Source organism: Mesorhizobium sp. CNPSo 4689 (genome assembly GCF_057784325.1).
On record NZ_JBWLUZ010000025.1, the window covers coordinates 69,495 to 86,053 of the forward strand.

19 protein-coding genes are annotated in these 16,559 nt (G+C 58.7%); 8 read left to right on the top strand and 11 right to left on the bottom strand.

Features of this window, described 5'->3' with window-relative positions; genetic code table 11:
• Positions 1-71: 71 nt before the first annotated feature.
• The 6 genes from AC04SI_RS24850 to AC04SI_RS24875 form a co-directional block, all read right to left on the bottom strand.
• Positions 72-620, bottom strand: coding sequence for a class I SAM-dependent methyltransferase (locus tag AC04SI_RS24850; RefSeq protein ID WP_404276849.1), 549 nt, complete (start codon positions 618-620; stop codon positions 72-74).
• 77 nt (positions 621-697) lie between these two features.
• Complete coding sequence (locus AC04SI_RS24855) at positions 698-1,195, bottom strand: GtrA family protein (protein ID WP_404276851.1); 498 nt, start codon at positions 1,193-1,195, stop codon at positions 698-700.
• Between the two features lie 19 nt (positions 1,196-1,214).
• A complete protein-coding gene (locus AC04SI_RS24860; RefSeq protein ID WP_404276853.1) occupies positions 1,215-2,228 on the bottom strand; it encodes a glycosyltransferase in 1,014 nt (337 codons plus the stop codon).
• Positions 2,209-3,429 carry a glycosyltransferase family 2 protein gene (locus AC04SI_RS24865; protein ID WP_488475059.1) on the bottom strand — a complete coding sequence of 407 codons (1,221 nt, stop codon included), beginning with the start codon at positions 3,427-3,429 and terminating at the stop codon, positions 2,209-2,211. Before AC04SI_RS24865 ends, AC04SI_RS24860 begins: the two co-directional genes overlap by 20 nt.
• Positions 3,430-3,778: 349 nt before the next feature.
• Positions 3,779-4,921 carry a hypothetical protein gene (locus AC04SI_RS24870; protein ID WP_404276856.1) on the bottom strand — a complete coding sequence of 381 codons (1,143 nt, stop codon included), beginning with the start codon at positions 4,919-4,921 and terminating at the stop codon, positions 3,779-3,781.
• A 695-nt stretch (positions 4,922-5,616) separates the two neighbouring features.
• Positions 5,617-5,808: a hypothetical protein gene (locus AC04SI_RS24875; protein WP_404276858.1), complete on the bottom strand. Its 192-nt coding sequence runs from the start codon at positions 5,806-5,808 to the stop codon at positions 5,617-5,619.
• Positions 5,809-6,227: 419 nt separating this feature from the next.
• Here AC04SI_RS24875 and AC04SI_RS24880 point away from each other — a divergent pair, with 419 nt between their 5' ends.
• From AC04SI_RS24880 to AC04SI_RS24890, 3 genes are all read left to right on the top strand, one after another.
• Positions 6,228-7,415: a tyrosine-type recombinase/integrase gene (locus AC04SI_RS24880; protein ID WP_404276860.1), complete on the top strand. Its 1,188-nt coding sequence runs from the start codon at positions 6,228-6,230 to the stop codon at positions 7,413-7,415.
• On the top strand, positions 7,412-7,981 hold the full coding sequence (locus tag AC04SI_RS24885) for a hypothetical protein (RefSeq protein ID WP_404276862.1): 570 nt from the start codon (positions 7,412-7,414) through the stop codon (positions 7,979-7,981). Before AC04SI_RS24880 ends, AC04SI_RS24885 begins: the two co-directional genes overlap by 4 nt.
• Before the next feature lie 75 nt (positions 7,982-8,056).
• On the top strand, positions 8,057-8,263 hold the full coding sequence (locus AC04SI_RS24890) for a helix-turn-helix transcriptional regulator (protein WP_404276864.1): 207 nt from the start codon (positions 8,057-8,059) through the stop codon (positions 8,261-8,263).
• Between the two features lie 369 nt (positions 8,264-8,632).
• Here AC04SI_RS24890 and AC04SI_RS24895 read toward each other — a convergent pair whose 3' ends face one another.
• Positions 8,633-8,893, bottom strand: a complete 261-nt coding sequence (locus tag AC04SI_RS24895; RefSeq protein ID WP_404276866.1) for a hypothetical protein — start codon at positions 8,891-8,893, stop codon at positions 8,633-8,635.
• Between the two features lie 26 nt (positions 8,894-8,919).
• Between AC04SI_RS24895 and AC04SI_RS24900 the strand changes: the two genes are divergently transcribed.
• The gene (locus AC04SI_RS24900) at positions 8,920-9,666 is read left to right on the top strand and encodes a helix-turn-helix domain-containing protein (protein ID WP_404276868.1); all 747 of its coding nucleotides are present in this window, start codon (positions 8,920-8,922) and stop codon (positions 9,664-9,666) included.
• Positions 9,667-9,922: 256 nt separating this feature from the next.
• On the opposite strand, the gene AC04SI_RS24905 is transcribed toward AC04SI_RS24900, so the two are convergent.
• Positions 9,923-10,123 carry a hypothetical protein gene (locus AC04SI_RS24905; protein ID WP_404276870.1) on the bottom strand — a complete coding sequence of 67 codons (201 nt, stop codon included), beginning with the start codon at positions 10,121-10,123 and terminating at the stop codon, positions 9,923-9,925.
• 33 nt (positions 10,124-10,156) lie between these two features.
• Positions 10,157-10,819 (bottom strand): acyltransferase family protein, encoded by a 663-nt coding sequence (locus AC04SI_RS24910; RefSeq protein WP_404276872.1) that lies wholly within the window; start codon positions 10,817-10,819, stop codon positions 10,157-10,159.
• A gap of 1,060 nt (positions 10,820-11,879) precedes the next feature.
• Between AC04SI_RS24910 and AC04SI_RS24915 the strand changes: the two genes are divergently transcribed.
• Positions 11,880-12,686 (top strand): ATP-dependent DNA ligase, encoded by an 807-nt coding sequence (locus AC04SI_RS24915; protein ID WP_404276874.1) that lies wholly within the window; start codon positions 11,880-11,882, stop codon positions 12,684-12,686.
• A 1,247-nt stretch (positions 12,687-13,933) separates the two neighbouring features.
• Here the strand turns inward: AC04SI_RS24915 and AC04SI_RS24920 are convergent.
• A complete protein-coding gene (locus AC04SI_RS24920; RefSeq protein ID WP_404276876.1) occupies positions 13,934-14,674 on the bottom strand; it encodes a class I SAM-dependent methyltransferase in 741 nt (246 codons plus the stop codon).
• Between the two features lie 190 nt (positions 14,675-14,864).
• Between AC04SI_RS24920 and AC04SI_RS24925 the strand changes: the two genes are divergently transcribed.
• The gene (locus tag AC04SI_RS24925) at positions 14,865-15,023 is read left to right on the top strand and encodes a hypothetical protein (protein WP_404276878.1); all 159 of its coding nucleotides are present in this window, start codon (positions 14,865-14,867) and stop codon (positions 15,021-15,023) included.
• A gap of 114 nt (positions 15,024-15,137) precedes the next feature.
• Positions 15,138-15,452: a hypothetical protein gene (locus tag AC04SI_RS24930; protein ID WP_404276880.1), complete on the top strand. Its 315-nt coding sequence runs from the start codon at positions 15,138-15,140 to the stop codon at positions 15,450-15,452.
• 27 nt (positions 15,453-15,479) lie between these two features.
• Here AC04SI_RS24930 and AC04SI_RS24935 read toward each other — a convergent pair whose 3' ends face one another.
• Complete coding sequence (locus AC04SI_RS24935) at positions 15,480-15,704, bottom strand: helix-turn-helix domain-containing protein (protein ID WP_404276882.1); 225 nt, start codon at positions 15,702-15,704, stop codon at positions 15,480-15,482.
• 216 nt (positions 15,705-15,920) lie between these two features.
• On the opposite strand from AC04SI_RS24935, the gene AC04SI_RS24940 reads away from it, so the two are divergent.
• A complete protein-coding gene (locus tag AC04SI_RS24940) occupies positions 15,921-16,163 on the top strand; it encodes a hypothetical protein (protein ID WP_488475060.1) in 243 nt (80 codons plus the stop codon).
• Positions 16,164-16,559 lie beyond the last annotated feature (396 nt).

Here is a 16,559-nt window from a genome sequence, read left to right on the forward strand (position 1 = left end):
CACCCAATAGCGCAAGGAATGGTGGCATTATTCGCGGACTTCGTCGTCGCGCGGGTCAATCAGTTCAGAGACTACCAACTCAGCACTTCGCAATAATTCGGCCAGTCTGGTACCGCCGATTCTCTCTGCGCTTTCGGGAAATGCCGTCGCGCCATGGCCGCAAAGTCCGAGCGAGAAAACAGCACGACATGCTTGTCGCCGGTAATGTACCAGTCTGCAAGAAGCGACAGCATGGCGCGTATTGCTCCCGGCTCAACGTCCTTCAGGATGATCTTCCGGCAGGCCCAGCGTTCGCAGCTTTCGGCCAGCGATTTGAAGAAGGCGTCGCGCTGATCGACCGGCACATGATGGATGACGTCGCAAATCGTAACGACATCGTAAAATCCGGTTACACAGGTGAGATCAGTCGCGGGCAGAAGTTCAACCCTCGCCCGATTTGCGTTGCTTAGGAATGTACCGATTACAGGAGCTGGATCGCACATCGTAACCGCCAGGTCAGGGCGTCGATCTAGAACCCGCTCGATAAGCGCGCCGTCACCTCCGCCGATATCCAAGATCTTCGCGCCGTTCGGCAGTTCGCCATCGAGAAAATCCGCTATTATGTTGAGGTTGACGAACACACGGCGATAGGCATTGCCGACCGGCTCAAAATGGCGGCCGAGAACCCTGCGCGCGACCTGACCTGGTGCTAACATTCTTATTCCTCATTTCCCACTGATTGCTGCTTCGCCGGGCGGGAGGGTGCCGTCGGCACGGTTGCGGGCTGCAGATAGAGCCGCGGCAGGATGGCCCAGTGCGCAGCGACAAAGTTCCAGACGATTAGAGCGACGGTAGCGATCGGAGTCGCAATCGCAACACCAAGACCGAGACCGGAACAGAGAACCATCATCATGGCCAGCGAGACTGGATAGGCCGCGGCCACGCCTCCTACGAAACGCGCGAATGCCTTCAAGCGAAGAGGCTCGGCAAAGGTGAAGCGGCTATGCAGTGCGTATCCGAGGGGCGTTACTGCCAAGAATGAAATCACGGTGCCCAGCAGGTAATGCACCCCCACTTGATCGACCGCAATCATGATGGCGTTGTGCGTAATGGCGCACACCAACCCCACCAGTGTGTATCGCCACCCTCGTTCCAAAAGCGGTCTTTCACGGGCACCCGCAAGGCGCTCCTGCCCCGCCTGCTCACCGGAGGTCATAGCAGTCCTGGGCATTGGCTCAGAAAGCTCCTGTCAGTTTAGCGCGAAGTCGGCTCACGGTACGCTCACGCAACCGCGAGTCGCGCAAATAGCGCCTCATTCCGATTGGTCCGAGCGATAGCACAACACCAGTCGCGCGAACCAAAGCCTTCAAGTTGCCGCCCGACGCAGCGGCCAGCAACACATTGACGCTGATCGACGCCCGAGCGGCCGGTTCGACCCGGCGGCGACTGCTTGCCGGGAGCCGGTGCAAATGGCGCTCCAGGACAATCTGCATTTGTGACCGGAACTCGCTCGCGTCACGGGATCCGGTTACAGTCAGCGAGCTGCCGTGAACCCGAAAGGCCGTCGTGATCTCGTCGTGATAGGTCACCGGTCCAGTACTGGCGAGCTTCGCCCATATGTCCCAATCCGCCGTATACCAGAGTCTCTCATCCAAGCCCCCGCACTCCAGCCACGCGCTTCGGCGGAATACCGGCGCGGGCACCGAGACAAAATTTTGCACGAGCAGCCGTTCCAGCAGGAATTCAGCTCCGAGCACCTCGTCAGCCGGCAAGGGACAGTTCCAGCGCCCTATTCGCCGGCCGTTGCGGTCGACGATAGCGGTTGGGGCCAAATGAAGTGCGGCTTCGGGCGCGTCTGCAAGCCAGTGGCGAGCGGCCGCGACGCGTCCAGGCAGCCACAGGTCGTCGGATGGGAGTATGCAGACGTGATCGGCGGCCGCTAGCTCGACGCCCAGGTTGGTCTTCGTCTGCCACTGCCCGAGATCCCTTCGCTGAAGCAGCCGAAGGGGCAATTGGTGGACAAATCGCTCGACAATCGCAGCGGTGGCGCTCGTCGGGCTGCTGTCGATAACTATTATCTCGAGGCCGTCGGTCGGCTCAGCAGCCAGCGAGTCAAGTGTCGCGCCAATCCATGCCGCTCCTTCGTGGACCGGCATGATGACGGACAGAAATGGCTTTTCGACGACGCAGCTACCTGCTCGAGTTTCCGCTCGGAAGTCAGTCGGACGGTTAGAACGCACGCTTGTCATCCAAATTATCAAGCAGCAGCTTGAGCACGAAACCGGACAACACCATGGACATACCTGCCACGCAGGCAGTGGTGATCACAAAGGTCAGGTGCACCGACTGCTCCATTGGCCCGCCGACAAAAATCCAATGTAGCGCTAGCAACACGTCCGCGACGAAGCCAGCCACTGCGAGCACGCTACCTGAGAAGAGCAGCCATTCCAGCGGGCGACCGCGCGTCAGCCAGGGCACGATTCGACCTCCGTGGACCGGGTGGTAGATAGCGATCGCCACCTTGGCCAGCATACCGAAGAGGATGGCTGAAAGGCCGATCAGGGTCGCCATGGCGGAGAGCGCGACGAAGTGAATTCCGAAATACCACCCGCCGATGCGGACGGGCCCAGTAGCGAGGATTGCAAGGCCAGCAATGCCAATCACCAGCAAGGTCAGTCCCGGTATGAGGTACATGGTATCGGGTGCATGGGCCACCATCAGCCGCAGGTGCCGCCAACCGTCACGGAATGAGCGCAGATGAGGTGGACGGCCACGCTTGTCCGGGTAGAGTTTGATCGGCACCTCGCGGATCACCAGGCCTGCGCGATGCGCGTTGATGACCATCTCCGAGGCGAATTCCATGCCGGGCGAGCGCGCGCCTATCCTGCGGAACGCATCGCGGGTGAAACCCCGCATGCCGCAATGGAAATCGTGTATCGGAGAGTGGTGAAGCCAGCGGGCAATCGTTGAAAGCACCGGATTGCCCAGATATCGATGCAGCGGAGGCATGGCGCCAGGCTCGATACCGCCCGCAAAGCGATTGCCCATGACGAGGTCGGCACCACCCTCCAAGGCGTCGACGAAGTCGCCGAGCTTGCTCCAGTCGTAGGAATCGTCCGCATCCGCCATGATGAGGTACTTGCCTCGCGCGGATTCAGCCGCTGCACTGATCGCCGCGCCATATCCTTTGACCCGCTGGTGCACGACACGCGCGCCGAGGGACTCGGCAATTTCAACCGACCGATCGCTTGACCCATTGTCTCCGACGACCACCTCACCGCTGATGCCACGCGCGGCAAAGACATCAAGAGCCTTGCGAATGCAGATGCCGAGCGTGCGCTCTTCGTTCAGGCAAGGGATAATCGCCGAAACAACAGGAGCCCCCGCATCATCGGCGCTCAGGCTGCCCGGTTCGGCTTGGACCGTCGCGAAATCTGACCTGTTACCCATCGTGCCACCCGCTCCAGCCCGTCGTCAGCAATGCCGACAACTCAAGGCATGCAACCCGCGCATTTCTGCTGCCCACGCGCGATATATAGCTAGAATAAGTTAGCTAGTAATCAACAGATACGCGCTGTCGAGCGAGTTGGGTGTTATCTCGTCTTCTTGGCGGGAGGAATTTCCGCTCTCGTCGTAATGGTCGGCATCTCTGGATATGCCAGCCAGTTGCTGGCCACCCCGAGGCCATGCCTATACGCTTGACCGGCAGTTCCGAGCCGTCTTCTGGCGCCTTCGGACGATCTTGAATTTCCGGTTGGCGCGATGGGATTCGAACCCTTGCGGGCTGCCGCCGAACAGCCTAGCGGAACAGATACTTCGACACCTCCGGGTTGCCGCGGCGCCACATCACGTTGTCCAGGAAGTAGTGGTGCACGTTGATGAATATCAGCACGATGAAGAAGAAGAGCGATGAACCGAGCACCTGCTTGTCGTACGGGATCAAGGCAGTCAGCACGAACGGGATCAGCCAGAAACCGAGATATCCAAGTGCGGCACCACCGACGATAAATCCCAAGACCCGCAGCCTGTAGAGCGGGCCAAGAAAGGCCAGGAGCTTCAGCGGCGGATGTCCGACGGCGCCGGGATCGTCGCGCTCGACATTGGTCTGATAACGCCAAACCACCGCCAAGTACTGGAGCGAGTGGAGCGCGGGCACCACAAGCAGCCAGAGCGGGTTTATCCTCGCAATCAGAATCCAAAGGTAAAGCGATGCGACGTAGGCCACGACGCCGTTATACGGCAGGTTGCCGCCGTTTTTTCGCCAGCGATTGACCAGCATCAGACCCGTGGCCGCCGTGGAAGCAGTTGCCGTCAGCAGGACAATGTTGGTGATCCACGACGGGGCCGCAAATGTGTAATATTCCAGGCCATAATATTTGCCCTGGGTGACTGCCGTATTTGTCTGAAGCCATGCCAGGATCCACACGGCATAGCTGTTGACCAGCAGCACCTTCTTGTCTCGATCGTCGAAGAATTTGCGCTTCAGGACGGCATCCACCATCAGCATGCCGTAGCCTTGCTTGACGTAGTGCCAGCCGACGAAAAAGAACATCGCATTGGTTGCATATCCCAAGAGGCGGGCGTTCGCCGCTGCCGCGCCATACGCAAAGAACGCGCCCATGATGACGGGAACGACGATGCCGGCGAAAATGTAGCGAAGCTGAAGGCCCCTGTCGTATCCGTCCCCGCTCACCTTGCGCCCAAAATTGCGGTAGAAAAGCTGGTATGAGTGGGCGAAGTGGGGATAGTTTATCAGGTAGGCCACAAAGACCATCGTTGCGGCCACAGCGCCTTCGTACTCGAGCGGCACCAAAAACAGAAACGGCAGAATCAGAAATGCGCTGCCACCGAGCATGAGGAAGTCGGCAACCGGGCCGAAGAGATACTTTTGAGGTGCCGCCGCTCTGGGAGCTACAGTTTCCGCCGAAAGGTGAAGTGCCATGTTCGAGCCTCCCTTGGGAAGGCTGAGTTTAGCCATCGACCTGTGTGGCGACAAGGATGGTGCTGCCAAGTGTTCCCGACTGGGCGACCTAATCGATCAGAGGCAAAGCAGATTGCAGGTTAGCCCGCCCCACGGGGTCGAGGCCGACAACCACTCCGTGGCGCCGCAACGCGCGGTGGCGATGTCCCTCGCTGGCTTTACGCGGTCCGAAGCCGTTCGATTGAACCTGCGCCTGACGTTGTAATCAAACGCGCAGCGGCGAATGCAGCCAGGATTATAAAAACCGCTGTGACGTTAAGGAAGATCGTCGACGCAAGAACAGTTCCGCTTTGGTCAAAGCAACTTGCGAATTCCATGGTTCTTTACCCCTTCAAACCCACTAACCCCGATCCAGTGGCCCCACACCGCCTGACTCAGCATGATCCTGATTCAATGGAAATACAAGTGATTGCTAATGTAGAGAAGGAGCCTGCAGCCGTGCCGCGTGTGCCAGAAAGCACTCCAAGTCTGCCTGCGAAATCTGCTTTGGGTCTTTATGCCTGGCGACCTCCGTTTGAGAAAATCACCCGGGGGCTTCAGGTGCCCGGACCGGTAATGTCGTCAAAGACATCGTGAACCTGCGCAGCCAGCATGTCCCGCCTTGCAGGCCGAAGCCGTGCAGCCGCTGCGGGGCCTCCGGTGACTGGGCTTAACCGCTATTCGGTCTCGGGCGGCACTTCTTTCTTGATCGTCTGAGTATCCGCGGTTGCTGTGTCGGCGGGCGCGACGCTCGCAGTCTTCATCTGTGTGTCGACCGATGCCTGTACCTTCGAATGCCCGGGGCACTCTGCGGATGCAGCGGATATGGAGAGGCCAAGTGCGGCGGCTATTGCCAGCAACGTTTTCATCGTCTTTCCCCTTTCGTGCTGACGTAGCGTAACCTGTCTGGCGCTGAGGACATAATCACTTTTGCCCTCGCGTGCCCTCGCGCGCTTGCACGCACGCGAGGGAAGATCTGTAATTGCGATAGCGCTGATCGGGGACGCCGGTCCCATGTGCCCTCACAGTACCCGCTTCGGCGGGTTTTGCGATTTTGTGAACTAGGCGCCTGCAAAATCATTGATTGTTTTGGTGAGCGCGATGGGATTCGAACCCATGACCTACTGATTAAAAGTCAGGGCCTCATCGATAAATCAGACGCAACGCCGCTAAATTCCGCTTGTCGTAACACCCTGTTTTAGCATACAGATTAGTCGATGTTAGCCGCATGTTAGCCCCTGTCACTGCACCGACCTGTTAGCCCACCGTTAGCCGAAGGGTAAATCTGATGCGCAGAAAGACACTTTCAGATGCAGGCGTCGCCGACCTAAAAGCTAGGGCCGCGCGATACACTTTTTCCGATCCTGAATTGCGCGGCCACTACGTCCGCGTCATGCCGTCTGGTGCCAAATCTTTCGTTGCCGTTTCGCGAGACCCAACCGGCAAGCAGGTGTGGGCCACGATCGGCGCCGCCGACATGATGGGCATAGAAAAGGCCAGGGATGGGGCCAGGGAGGCAATCAAGCGTATCCGGGACGGACTTCCCCCGATCGAGCAGAAGACCGCTGCAGACACATTCCGGACGGTCGCTGAAAACTATCTCAAGCGCCATGTCGCGGCGAAGGGATTGCTCTCCGAGAAAGAGATCAAGCGCTGCCTCGACGTCTACGTTTTCCCGAAATGGGAGAAGCGGGAATTCACCGCCATTCGCCGTGGCGATGTCGCTACGCTGCTCGACGAGGTCGAGGACGGCAACGGCGCCCGGCAGGCTGATCTGGTGCTCGCGATCGTCCGAGGCATCTGCAACTGGTACGCTGCCCGCAACGAGGACTATCTGTCGCCTATCGTCCGAGGAATGCGGCGGGCGGCGCCAGTCAAGCGCGAGCGAGTGCTCACCGATGACGAGATCCGCGCCATCTGGCAGCAGGCCGGCAAGGCCGGCACCTTTGGCGATTTCCTCCGCCTAGCTCTCTCGACCGCGCAACGCCGCGAGAAGGTGATGACGATCCGCTGGGACGACATTTCGGTAGACGGCGTCTGGCAGGTCCCTAGCGACGACCGCCAGAAAGGCACCGGCGGCGAGTTGAAGCTTCCGGCTCTGGCGCTGGACGTGATCAAGGGCCGCAACAGAGTCGGAGAAAACCCTCACGTCTTCACTGGCCGCACCAAGGAAGGCTATTTCAACGGCATGTCCAAGGCGAAGGTCGCCTTCGACGAGAAGGTGAAGATCGACCACTGGACCATCCACGACTTGCGGCGCACTGCCCGCTCGCTGATGGCCCGTGCTGGCGTCGCCAGTGACACGGCCGAGCGCGTCATGGGTCACGCCATTGACGGCGTTGAAGGCGTTTACAACCGCCACCGCTATGGGGACGAGAAGGCAGACGCCCTCGCCCGTCTCGGCGCCCTGCTCAAGTCGATCATCAGCCCGCCCGCAAAGAACGTCGTTCCGCTCAAGCGGAGGGCGCGGAAATGACCAAGAGCGCCGACATTGCCGAAGCTGTCGAATTTGCCAAAGAACGGATCATCTCCGCCCGCGATATGCCTATTGAAATCTTGCCCGGCCTCTCGCCGGTGCGATTTCTCTCGAAGGACGATGGCAGGCGCATGGCGCAGGAGTTGATGACCAACCTTGCCAGAAACAACCCTGAGCTTTTGGCCGATTATACCTACTACGCAAGCCAGGGCTGGAAAATCGCCGATGGCGCTATGCGCACGCTGATCGCAGAAATTACACTAAGCGGGAAGCCTCTCCCTAGGCCGTTGTCAGAGTACCAGAACTTGCTCGACGTCGCTCCGCCTCGCAAATTGCAAGGCAAGTCGAGAGCCGACTACATGCTCCGGGATATTGTCATCGCGATCACCGTGCAGGAGGTTCATGAGCGCTTTGGTTTGGCTCCAACGAATAGTTCTCTCAACAAGAACAACTCGGCCTGCCGTGTCGTCTCACAAGCGCTTGGCGTTGCCGGAGTCAACATGGAGTATAAAGCTGTTGAAGCCGTTTGGAACCGCATCGGGCCGATGCTTTTCGGATCGTCCTAAAATTTAAATATCAGGACCACCTGCGCTAAAAGCCTGTGTAATTGGGTTCTCGCAACTTAACGCGAGGTAACTCCAATGACCCAGAAAATCCTCCGCTTTGCCGACCTAAAGACGCGCGGCATCGTATGCAACTGGCCGCAGCTCCGCCGGCTCGTCGACAAGAACGACTTCCCTCCTGGCCGTATGCTGGGCCAAAATTCGCGCTTCTGGACCGAGTCCGAAATCGAAAGTTGGCTCGCATCCCGCCCTCTCGCTGGTCAGCGCGAAGAGGAGGCCGCATAAATGGCCGCCGCCCTCCCCTACGCCGTCTCCGGCGCCGCTGTCCTGTTCTTGGCTTTTGCCATCGCCGGATGGTTGCCATGAGCGCCGACACCGCGCTTCCCGTAGGCGGCACTACGGGCCTTTGCCACGAAAGCACGTCGGCCATCGACGAGGCCGCACGGTTCCTCGCGATCACGCCACCTTGCCATCGGCCGCGACCGCTGGTGCCAGGACTTCGGGAGATGTTTGGCCTTAGTGCCTTGGAAACGTGCCAGGCAATTCGCCAATCGCATGAGATCAAGGGGGCAGCCAATGCGACCCCCTGAAACGGCAAAACCGGCCGCGTCGGAGAAAACGCGGGCCGGCTTCGAAAACTCTAGCTTGGCAGCATCAGAGACTTTCGAATCTACCAAAGCCTCCCCGGAACGGCAAGCGAAAGACAACTCCCGGCAAGCTCGTTGGCGTGAGCGGAATCCATTGGCGCGTTGGGCTCACATTGCCGCTGCATCGGCCATCCGGCGCGGACTGCTCGTGCGTCTGCCGTGTGAAATCTGCGGTGAAGAGAAGGCGGATTTCCATCACGATCCCGAGCACTATGACCAGCCTTTGCGCGGCCGGTTCCTTTGCCGTCGCCATCATGTGGCCGAACACCGCCGGCTCCGAAATGGCGGTGTCTAATGGCCGAGCCGAAACCGATCTATGCGCCGACTCCGGCGCGCGCCATCGGCGACAAAAACCTGACCAGCGAGGAGCTACGGATCCTCATGGCCCTGGCTGTTCATGATCGCCTGAATGGCAATGGCATGGGTTGTTACGCGTCCCATGCCAGACTGGCGGCACTCGTCGGCTGCCACGAAAAAAGCCTGTCGCGGTCGCTGAGCGCTCTTGCCGGCCGCGGCTATATTTCGGCGAGCCGGCATCCTCTCAACGCCAGGCTGCGCGTCTACAGGGTCATCTATACCGAGTTCGACGCCGCCTACCTCAAGTCCATAGGTAGCAAGCCCGCTACCAATGCAGGTCCATTCCAGCAGGTTGGCGGCGTCGGGATAGGTAACAAGCTTGTTGCCGAAATGGCGTTGATAGGTAACAAGCCAAATCCAGAAACCAAACAAAATCAATATGATGACTCTGTAAATATATTAGGTGAAACCATAATATATCCTGCTGAAGCAGGAAATATATCCCGAGAATCGGCGCCATTCGGCGCGCAAGGGGCTCAGGAAGGAGCGCCTGGGAAGAGCGTCGGCGCCATTCTCGCCATGATCGAGCGCGCCATGAAGGAGCCAGGAAGGACGAGCTTCCCCGACTGGTGGCAAGCATGGTTGGAGGACATCGTTGCCGGCAGTCTCGAATACGGCAGCCCTGACTATGGCCGAGCCTTCCGGTTGGCGGAGGAATTGGGGGCGCGCCTCGATGCCGCATAAAGGCCAGAAAGGTTTCCTCCCAGAAATTTCAACAGAAATGGACAAAGAGCGTTGCTCTAGTGAGGCGGTGGGAGCCGGTCCCCGAAAGCGCGTTTGCCTCAGCGAACTTGACCAGCGCCTGCTCGACTTTCCTCGCCGCAAGGTCCGTTCGCTCGATGTGGTGGATCACTTGGTGCCTAAGCATCGCAAGCCTGGCAGCGCGACGCATTTCGCCGTTTCGCTTGGTTTGGAGGTCCAAAGCCGCGAGCATCATGGGTCAATTCGTCCTGGGAGGATCGATCTTCACCAAGCGGTCTGGGACTCCGACCAGACGCCGCGCGGTTCGTATCCTGCTGGCCAGCGCGATATTCTCGGCCACCATTTCTTCTGTGCGTTCAATCGCAAGCTCGGTCCGGTTGATGCGCTGCTCGGCATTATCGGCCGCCATCCCGTGACCGTGGGGTTCCATGGTGTCCATGCCGTGGGGTTCCATGCTGTTCGCCATGATTTGCTAACTCATGGGAGAGCGGATCGTTCCCGGGTCGGTCACCATGGATGCCGGGTTGCCGCCCAATGGTGCGTCCCCATAGCGGCGGAACATCCAGATGCCGACGAGGTAGCAGGTCAATTCGCGCGGGATCAGCGACAGGATCGAAGTGACCCCTGGACCCCAGAGAGAAACGCCAGTGGCAAAGCAGGCGGCAAAAAGTAGGCCGCACGCGCCGATCAATGCCAGCAGTCGCGCGTTCGACATTCTGGCGAAGATCGCGCCGTGCAGGGAGTTGCAGATGATCTCTACGAACAGCGACCACGCGGGGACGTTCAGCAGGAACGCTGAGGGGCCGATCGCCGGAAGAAACGACAGAATCAGGACGTAGGCGGCAACCAATTGAACAGTCGGTCCATAGATGGCGACCGCCAGGCCAAATCCAATGGTCGATCCTACGGCCAACGGCAGGAACAGCCGACGATACCGCAATTTGATAAAGGCAAGCGTTGCTAGCCCGTTGCGCAGTCGATCTTCGTACGTCCGTGCCATCACGAAGCCAGACAGGATGAAAAACACATCGACCGCTATAAAAGGGTTCAGCGGTAGTGGGGGCGGAAGATGGTAGATGCTGGCCAGGTGGTGAACGGCGACGGCCAGCGCCGCAATCCCGCGCAGAGCGTCCAATCCGTAGAGCCGTCCCCCCATCCCGCCATATTGCTGAACCCAGACAGAAATACAACCTGTCCGCGAGACTAGCAATCAACCACCAGGACTGGCTCGCATGGAAATCAGGCGGGCTGAAGGTTCCAGACAGCGTGTTTGCGCATCCTCAGCACCAGCAGGCGTGTAGCTGCGAACGGTGTCATGACAAGGAACGCCATTGTGACGCTGATCATGAACGACAACACACAGAATGCGCTGGGGACGTAACAAACGGCTTCCATAACCTAACCCCTTCCTCTTCGAGTTCCCGACAAGCGGCCTTGCATGATGATCTCGCTTCAGGCGAAATACAAGAAACTGCTAATTCACGACCACGCGAGTGCACGCTGATGAGTTTCTTGCGCCCCAGACCCAAGCCGTATCCGAACAGCGCGCTATGGTGAGGACGGCCGGCGCCTTTAGGGAGCGGCCATTCAAAACGCGCGCTGGCTGGCTTCACACCGCACCGGCTATTTATGAGCAATAGCTAATGTGATATGTGCGTGTGGGGTTCTGCCATGAAACATGCGCAAAGGCATATTGTATTGGTGGGGGTCGTCTTGGCTGGCAATGCAGACGCCCACGATTGGTACAGCGGCAAAACTGACCCTGTTCTGCATTCAAGGTGTTGCGGCCACAAAGATTGCCATCCCGTCGATACTGAGGATGTCAGACCAGCCGAGGGGGGCGGATACTTCGTCAAGCAACCCCAGCCCTACCACCGCAATGAGCCGTCAACTGGGTGGTGGTTTATACCTCGGGAACGCGTCCAGACCGCGCCGGATGATCGATACCATATCTGCGAGTCTTTATTTCCGACCTTTCGTGTCGGCAGATTCAGGATGACGTGGACATGTTTCTTCGCGCCGAGAGGCACGAGTTCGATCAGGCGCGAAACGAATGGATCGCTTCGGGATTTCCCGCAGAATTAGTTTTGACTGCATCCGCTATCGGCAGCGGCAACTGCCCATTTTAGAAATTGCTAACGGAACCGAAACAGCTCTGCGATATTGAATCAAATTCGATGTTGCGGGGAGTTCTGATGCGTAACGGGGCCGGCGAAGCCCGGTTGAAGTTCATCAAGCCGCTCGAGCCAGTCCTGGTGCTCGAGCCGCCGGTTAGCGATGACTGGCTGCACGAGATCAAGTTCGACGGATTCCGCGTCCAACTCATCCTCGACTGGGCCGGCGCTCGTGCCTTCACCAAGAACGGGCACGATTGGTCGAAGAGCTACTGGCCGATCGTCGCCGCGGTCGAAAAACTGCCAGCGAAGTCGCTGATCCTTGACGGCGAGGTGATCGCGCCTGATCCGGACGGCAGGCCTAATTTCCATCAGATGCACTCACGCATGGCCTGGAACGCGGAGTTGCTCGCCTTTGTGGCCTTCGACATCCTGCACCTCGATGGTTGGGATTTGCGGTCGCTGCCGGCGATCGAGCGCAAGGCGATGCTTTGGGATCTCGTGAAGCCTGCCGATGGCATCATCCAATATAGCCAGCACGTCGAAGGTGGTGGCGCCGAGTTCTATGCAGCCATCGACAAGATGGGACTGGAGGGCATGGTGTCGAAGCGACGCGGCAGCCCGTACCACAGCGGTCCGTCCGACATCTGGGTGAAGACCAAGTGTTGGGAAATCGGCGACTTCGAACTGCTGGGCATCAAGCGGGAGCCTGGCAAGCCGCCGCAGGGCATTATGGCGCGCGGCGGGAAATATGCCGGCTCGGCCACGGTCGCCCTGACCAAGGAGATGCGCGAGCGTCTATGGCACCGAGTGCGCAAGGGACGGGCGCCGCCACCAGGACTGCCGAAAGGGCATGGCGCAACTTCGGCTCGCCGCGAAGATATCTGACGCGGGCAGTGATGCCGGGCTTTAGCCATTCCGCCTTTGAGATGGCGCTGCAGGATTTTAGAGAGGAGTGAGAAATCCCGGCCTAGACATCAGCGACGGTTAATGGTTGTCTCGGCGCGCTCTTCACCCTTGGTGAAATGCAACTCAGGTGGCAACCCCCGCGCTTTCCCCGTCCAAGGCAAAGCGCGGGCTCTACCTGACAGACCAGCATAGAAATGGCCGGTGCGTTTGGTTGGCTTTGGGCAAAGCCTACACCGGCCATTGCGGATCGTGTGAGGCGAAGCCGCACTATGACTTTACACGTATATTAGCTAATTCTCAATCTATGGTGGAGAAAACGGCCGGTGCAGCGCACTACCCCCTACACCCCCACTGCACCGGCCATGCGGACCAGAAAACCCGCGATGGACAGAGTTTATAGCATATTAGAAATCTCTCAATTAAGACTGAAGGCCCAAGGTCGCTGGGCACAAAGACGCACCCCCTTCCCGCTACCCAGCCGTAGGCAACGACCGGTGCAGCGGGGTATCGCTTCGGGGGGTACTGCACCGGCCATTGCGGGTGGGTGGCAACCTTCCCCGCGCTGCCTAAGCTATAGGCATATTAGAACTCGCTCAATTAAGACTGAGGGCCTAAATCCGTCGGGGCCAAAGGCCTCACCGCCGCGCCCCATTGCCTGATCCGACAGAAGCCTGGCCAGATGGTCGCGGCTCATGCCCACCGTTTGATTCAGAAGCAATAGGAATACGCGCGCCCTATCTGACGACAGGCCGGTTTCCTCTGCCTGAGCAATTACCTCTAGCTGATGGGCTATCCGCTGCTGGTGGATGTGCTGCTCGACCCTAGCGATGTCGTCCTCGATGCTCATCATGCCCCGATGATGCCGGCAGATGTGAACAAAATCTAGGGTTGCTGCGGCCCGGCGACCGCGGCCCGGCGAGACCGGGGCGGGTTTGGCTGGGCTCGATCGCCGGACCTGCCGACAAACGGAGAGACACAGTTCGCCGGCGGGCGAGGCTACAGGCCGGCTTGCGTCGCTGCCAACTTGGCAGAACGGGGGAGTTTGGTTCCCCTCAAATCGGATGAGCCCAGAGTCGCAACCGTGAGTATGCCTGACCTCTATGAGCGAGCGCTAATATGGTGAACAAAGGACGAATGGCCGCTCCCACCGCTTGCCAGTGCCATCGAGATCAGGAATATAATCCTCCGTTGCGGCGAACCCCTTCAACGGAGGCTCGGTCCGGGTGTCACCGGGGTCTTTGCGGATACTTTCGGATTGCAACAAGCACCGCGCCGTCGTCCAAGCTACATTCAACATGCCCCACCGCGGCCAGCGCGTCAGCGGCATCCACCGAATCCCCACCCGGGCCAGGCCCTCTGATAACGAAATGTCCTTTCTCACAGGTGAAGTCCCACTTGTGCAACTGCTTGTACGATTCCGTTTTTCCCTCGTTTTCAGCATGATAAAGCACGACGAAACCATCAGGCTTTGTGACCGAGAGCATCTGTTGTATTGCCTTGAGAGGACTAGCCGTGTGGTCTATACAATTCTGTCCATGCACGATGTCGAATCTGTAATCGCCAAATTGGGTGACAAGATTTTCGGCATCGCCAAAGACTGTTCGTACAAGAGGCTGGATCTCGAACTCTATTAGAATTTGATCATATTCTGCTGCTAGCAGGTCAGTCGCAGTAATTATGATCTCTTTCGAAGCATGCACTTTGCCGAGCTTCGTCAAGGGGCCCGCGCCGACATCGAGGATGTAAACTGGGTTAGTCGTCAACCTATCCACATATCGCCCAACGTGATCCTGAATTGGCAAATTGGGATCAAGTCGTTCCTTGTAGTCCTCTGGCCAGAAAGACCCCTGAGTGGAGAACCAGTTTCTCCAAAACAGAACTTCGTCTCTGAGCTGTTGGGATCGGCTGTCTCCCTCCAGCCAGCGCAGGATCTTTCGTCCGAGCCGCCGAGCCCTAGTCAACACCATGTCGATCTTCTCAGAGAACCTTCTCTAGCCATGACGGGAATCCTCGCGGTGAAGAGGGTTTATGGCCCGCAGGCGGAAAGGTCCGCAAGCACAAGCTAATATAATCGAGATGCAGACGCCTATGGTGTGATCGCGGAACCCCCCTGGGCTTAGGCGCGCGCGAGGCGCGGGCTTTAGCTGACAGGTGCCGGTGACCACCTATATTGTGAGCGTTTTCGACAAGCCGCACTGGCGCACGGTTCTAACGACCAAGGACAAGGTAGAAGCAGAGGCGCTTGAACAGGCGATGGTCCAGGACGGCGTTAAGGCGCAGATCGAGGAGATCACGCCGAAGGTGAAGCGGCGCTAACCGGCCAACGCCATTCGGTATCAGCAGAACACTGCCCAGCTTGCGCCATCATATCAGACAAGCCTAATGTAAATCATGATCTGGCCATGGAGCGGGCGCTGTGGCGCATCCGGGTTGGGCGCTATCATCGCCGCCGCCTGCGCTTTCGGAATGCCGTTGGCATGGGCACATGATGATAGCTGGTATGAAAAACAGTGCTGCAAGGACGAGCATTGCGAGCCGATGGCAGATGGCACCGTTCAGGAAACAATCAAGGGCTTCAAGGTGCCGTCCGGCGAGTTGCTACCTTACGCGGACGGCAGGGTGCGTCAGTCACACGACATGCGTTTCCATTGGTGCCATGCCCAAAAAGCAGGCCGGCATCGTCAAAAACCATCTAGCAACCCTGACATTACGATCTGCCTGTACGTGCCGCCCAAGTCATTCTGACCAGTCCCACCAATGATTTGATCAGCCTCACGGCTTCCTCAGCCTCACACCGGCGCCGCCGCCATTCTCGGCGATGAACTCGACGCCGGCCGATTCGAGGGCGCGGCGGATGGCTTCAACCGTGCTTTCCCGCATTGCCTCGCCGCGCTCAAGACGAGCAATTGTGTTGGGCGACACGTCGGCTTTCACCGCCAATTCTCGCACGCCGAGGCCAATTGCCGCCCTCGCCATTTTGCACTGCGCAGCGTTCATTTAGTAACCCTGTTACTAAGCATGCTCAAGGAGCAACTACAATGCCGAAACCATCGTTTCCGGCAGCCGGCGAAGCTATGCCTGCTGCCGAGGAAATGCAGATCATGGGACGATTTTCAGGCCGCCTGCAGCCTCTAGGAATGCCGAAGGGTATGGACCCCCGGTCTGTGGCGCCAATCGGTCGAAACACGTCTGAACGACCTCCTGGACCGCGCCATGAGCCTAATAACGGCGCTGGATCTCATGGAGGCCGATTGCGATCTGGAGGAGACCGCAGACGACGAGCCGTCGCTAGGTTGGGCTGATCGCGGCGGTCCCGGTGACACGCTCGACTTGGAGCAGGACGATTGCGACGACGAGGACGGCCACGACGCTGAAGGGTACTGCCCTGACGACTTTGGCGAAACCGTCATGTGGCCGGACGACCTCAAGTCGCAGGAAGTGTTGGTGACGCTGTGAGCCGAGGTCTAGCGAAGCTTTAAGGCAGGGGCTGCGACGCTTGAAACAATCAGGGCGAACGGCGAACAGCCCGACCGCGACTGAAACTGGGTTCTGAGAAACCCAGTTGGCCCGCTGCTTCGGTGGCGGGCTCTTTTTACTGGCACTATTCGCCGTCGTTGCGGACAAAATATGGTTGACGTAACGTTAACTAGGCGCAATCATTTCGGATTGTGCAGGGTGAGGGCGTTTTCAATGAAACTCGTTGTCTTTGGCGTAGCAATGGTATTGGCCGCCACCGGAGCAGCTGTTGCGAAAGAGAAGAAAAAGGTGGCCACCGCTCAGGCTGCAACCTCGTGTTCTGCAGCTCATATGAAGGCTGGCAGCAAGCCGACCCCGAAACTGGATTGTAAATCG

Excerpts from the sequence above, each read along its gene's own strand:
- AC04SI_RS24880 (WP_404276860.1), top strand. The coding sequence starts at position 6,228 with ATGCGCAGAAAGACACTTTCAGATGCAGGCGTCGCCGACCTAAAAGCT.
- AC04SI_RS24890 (WP_404276864.1), top strand. The coding sequence starts at position 8,057 with ATGACCCAGAAAATCCTCCGCTTTGCCGACCTAAAGACGCGCGGCATC.
- AC04SI_RS24940 (WP_488475060.1), top strand. The coding sequence starts at position 15,921 with ATGAGCCTAATAACGGCGCTGGATCTCATGGAGGCCGATTGCGATCTG.
- AC04SI_RS24915 (WP_404276874.1), top strand. The coding sequence starts at position 11,880 with ATGCGTAACGGGGCCGGCGAAGCCCGGTTGAAGTTCATCAAGCCGCTC.
- AC04SI_RS24935 (WP_404276882.1), bottom strand. The coding sequence starts at position 15,704 with ATGAACGCTGCGCAGTGCAAAATGGCGAGGGCGGCAATTGGCCTCGGC.
- AC04SI_RS24865 (WP_488475059.1), bottom strand. The coding sequence starts at position 3,429 with ATGGGTAACAGGTCAGATTTCGCGACGGTCCAAGCCGAACCGGGCAGC.
- AC04SI_RS24860 (WP_404276853.1), bottom strand. The coding sequence starts at position 2,228 with ATGACAAGCGTGCGTTCTAACCGTCCGACTGACTTCCGAGCGGAAACT.
- AC04SI_RS24855 (WP_404276851.1), bottom strand. The coding sequence starts at position 1,195 with ATGACCTCCGGTGAGCAGGCGGGGCAGGAGCGCCTTGCGGGTGCCCGT.
- AC04SI_RS24870 (WP_404276856.1), bottom strand. The coding sequence starts at position 4,921 with ATGGCACTTCACCTTTCGGCGGAAACTGTAGCTCCCAGAGCGGCGGCA.
- AC04SI_RS24920 (WP_404276876.1), bottom strand. The coding sequence starts at position 14,674 with ATGGTGTTGACTAGGGCTCGGCGGCTCGGACGAAAGATCCTGCGCTGG.
- AC04SI_RS24900 (WP_404276868.1), top strand. The coding sequence starts at position 8,920 with ATGGCCGAGCCGAAACCGATCTATGCGCCGACTCCGGCGCGCGCCATC.
- AC04SI_RS24885 (WP_404276862.1), top strand. The coding sequence starts at position 7,412 with ATGACCAAGAGCGCCGACATTGCCGAAGCTGTCGAATTTGCCAAAGAA.
- AC04SI_RS24905 (WP_404276870.1), bottom strand. The coding sequence starts at position 10,123 with ATGGACACCATGGAACCCCACGGTCACGGGATGGCGGCCGATAATGCC.
- AC04SI_RS24875 (WP_404276858.1), bottom strand. The coding sequence starts at position 5,808 with ATGAAAACGTTGCTGGCAATAGCCGCCGCACTTGGCCTCTCCATATCC.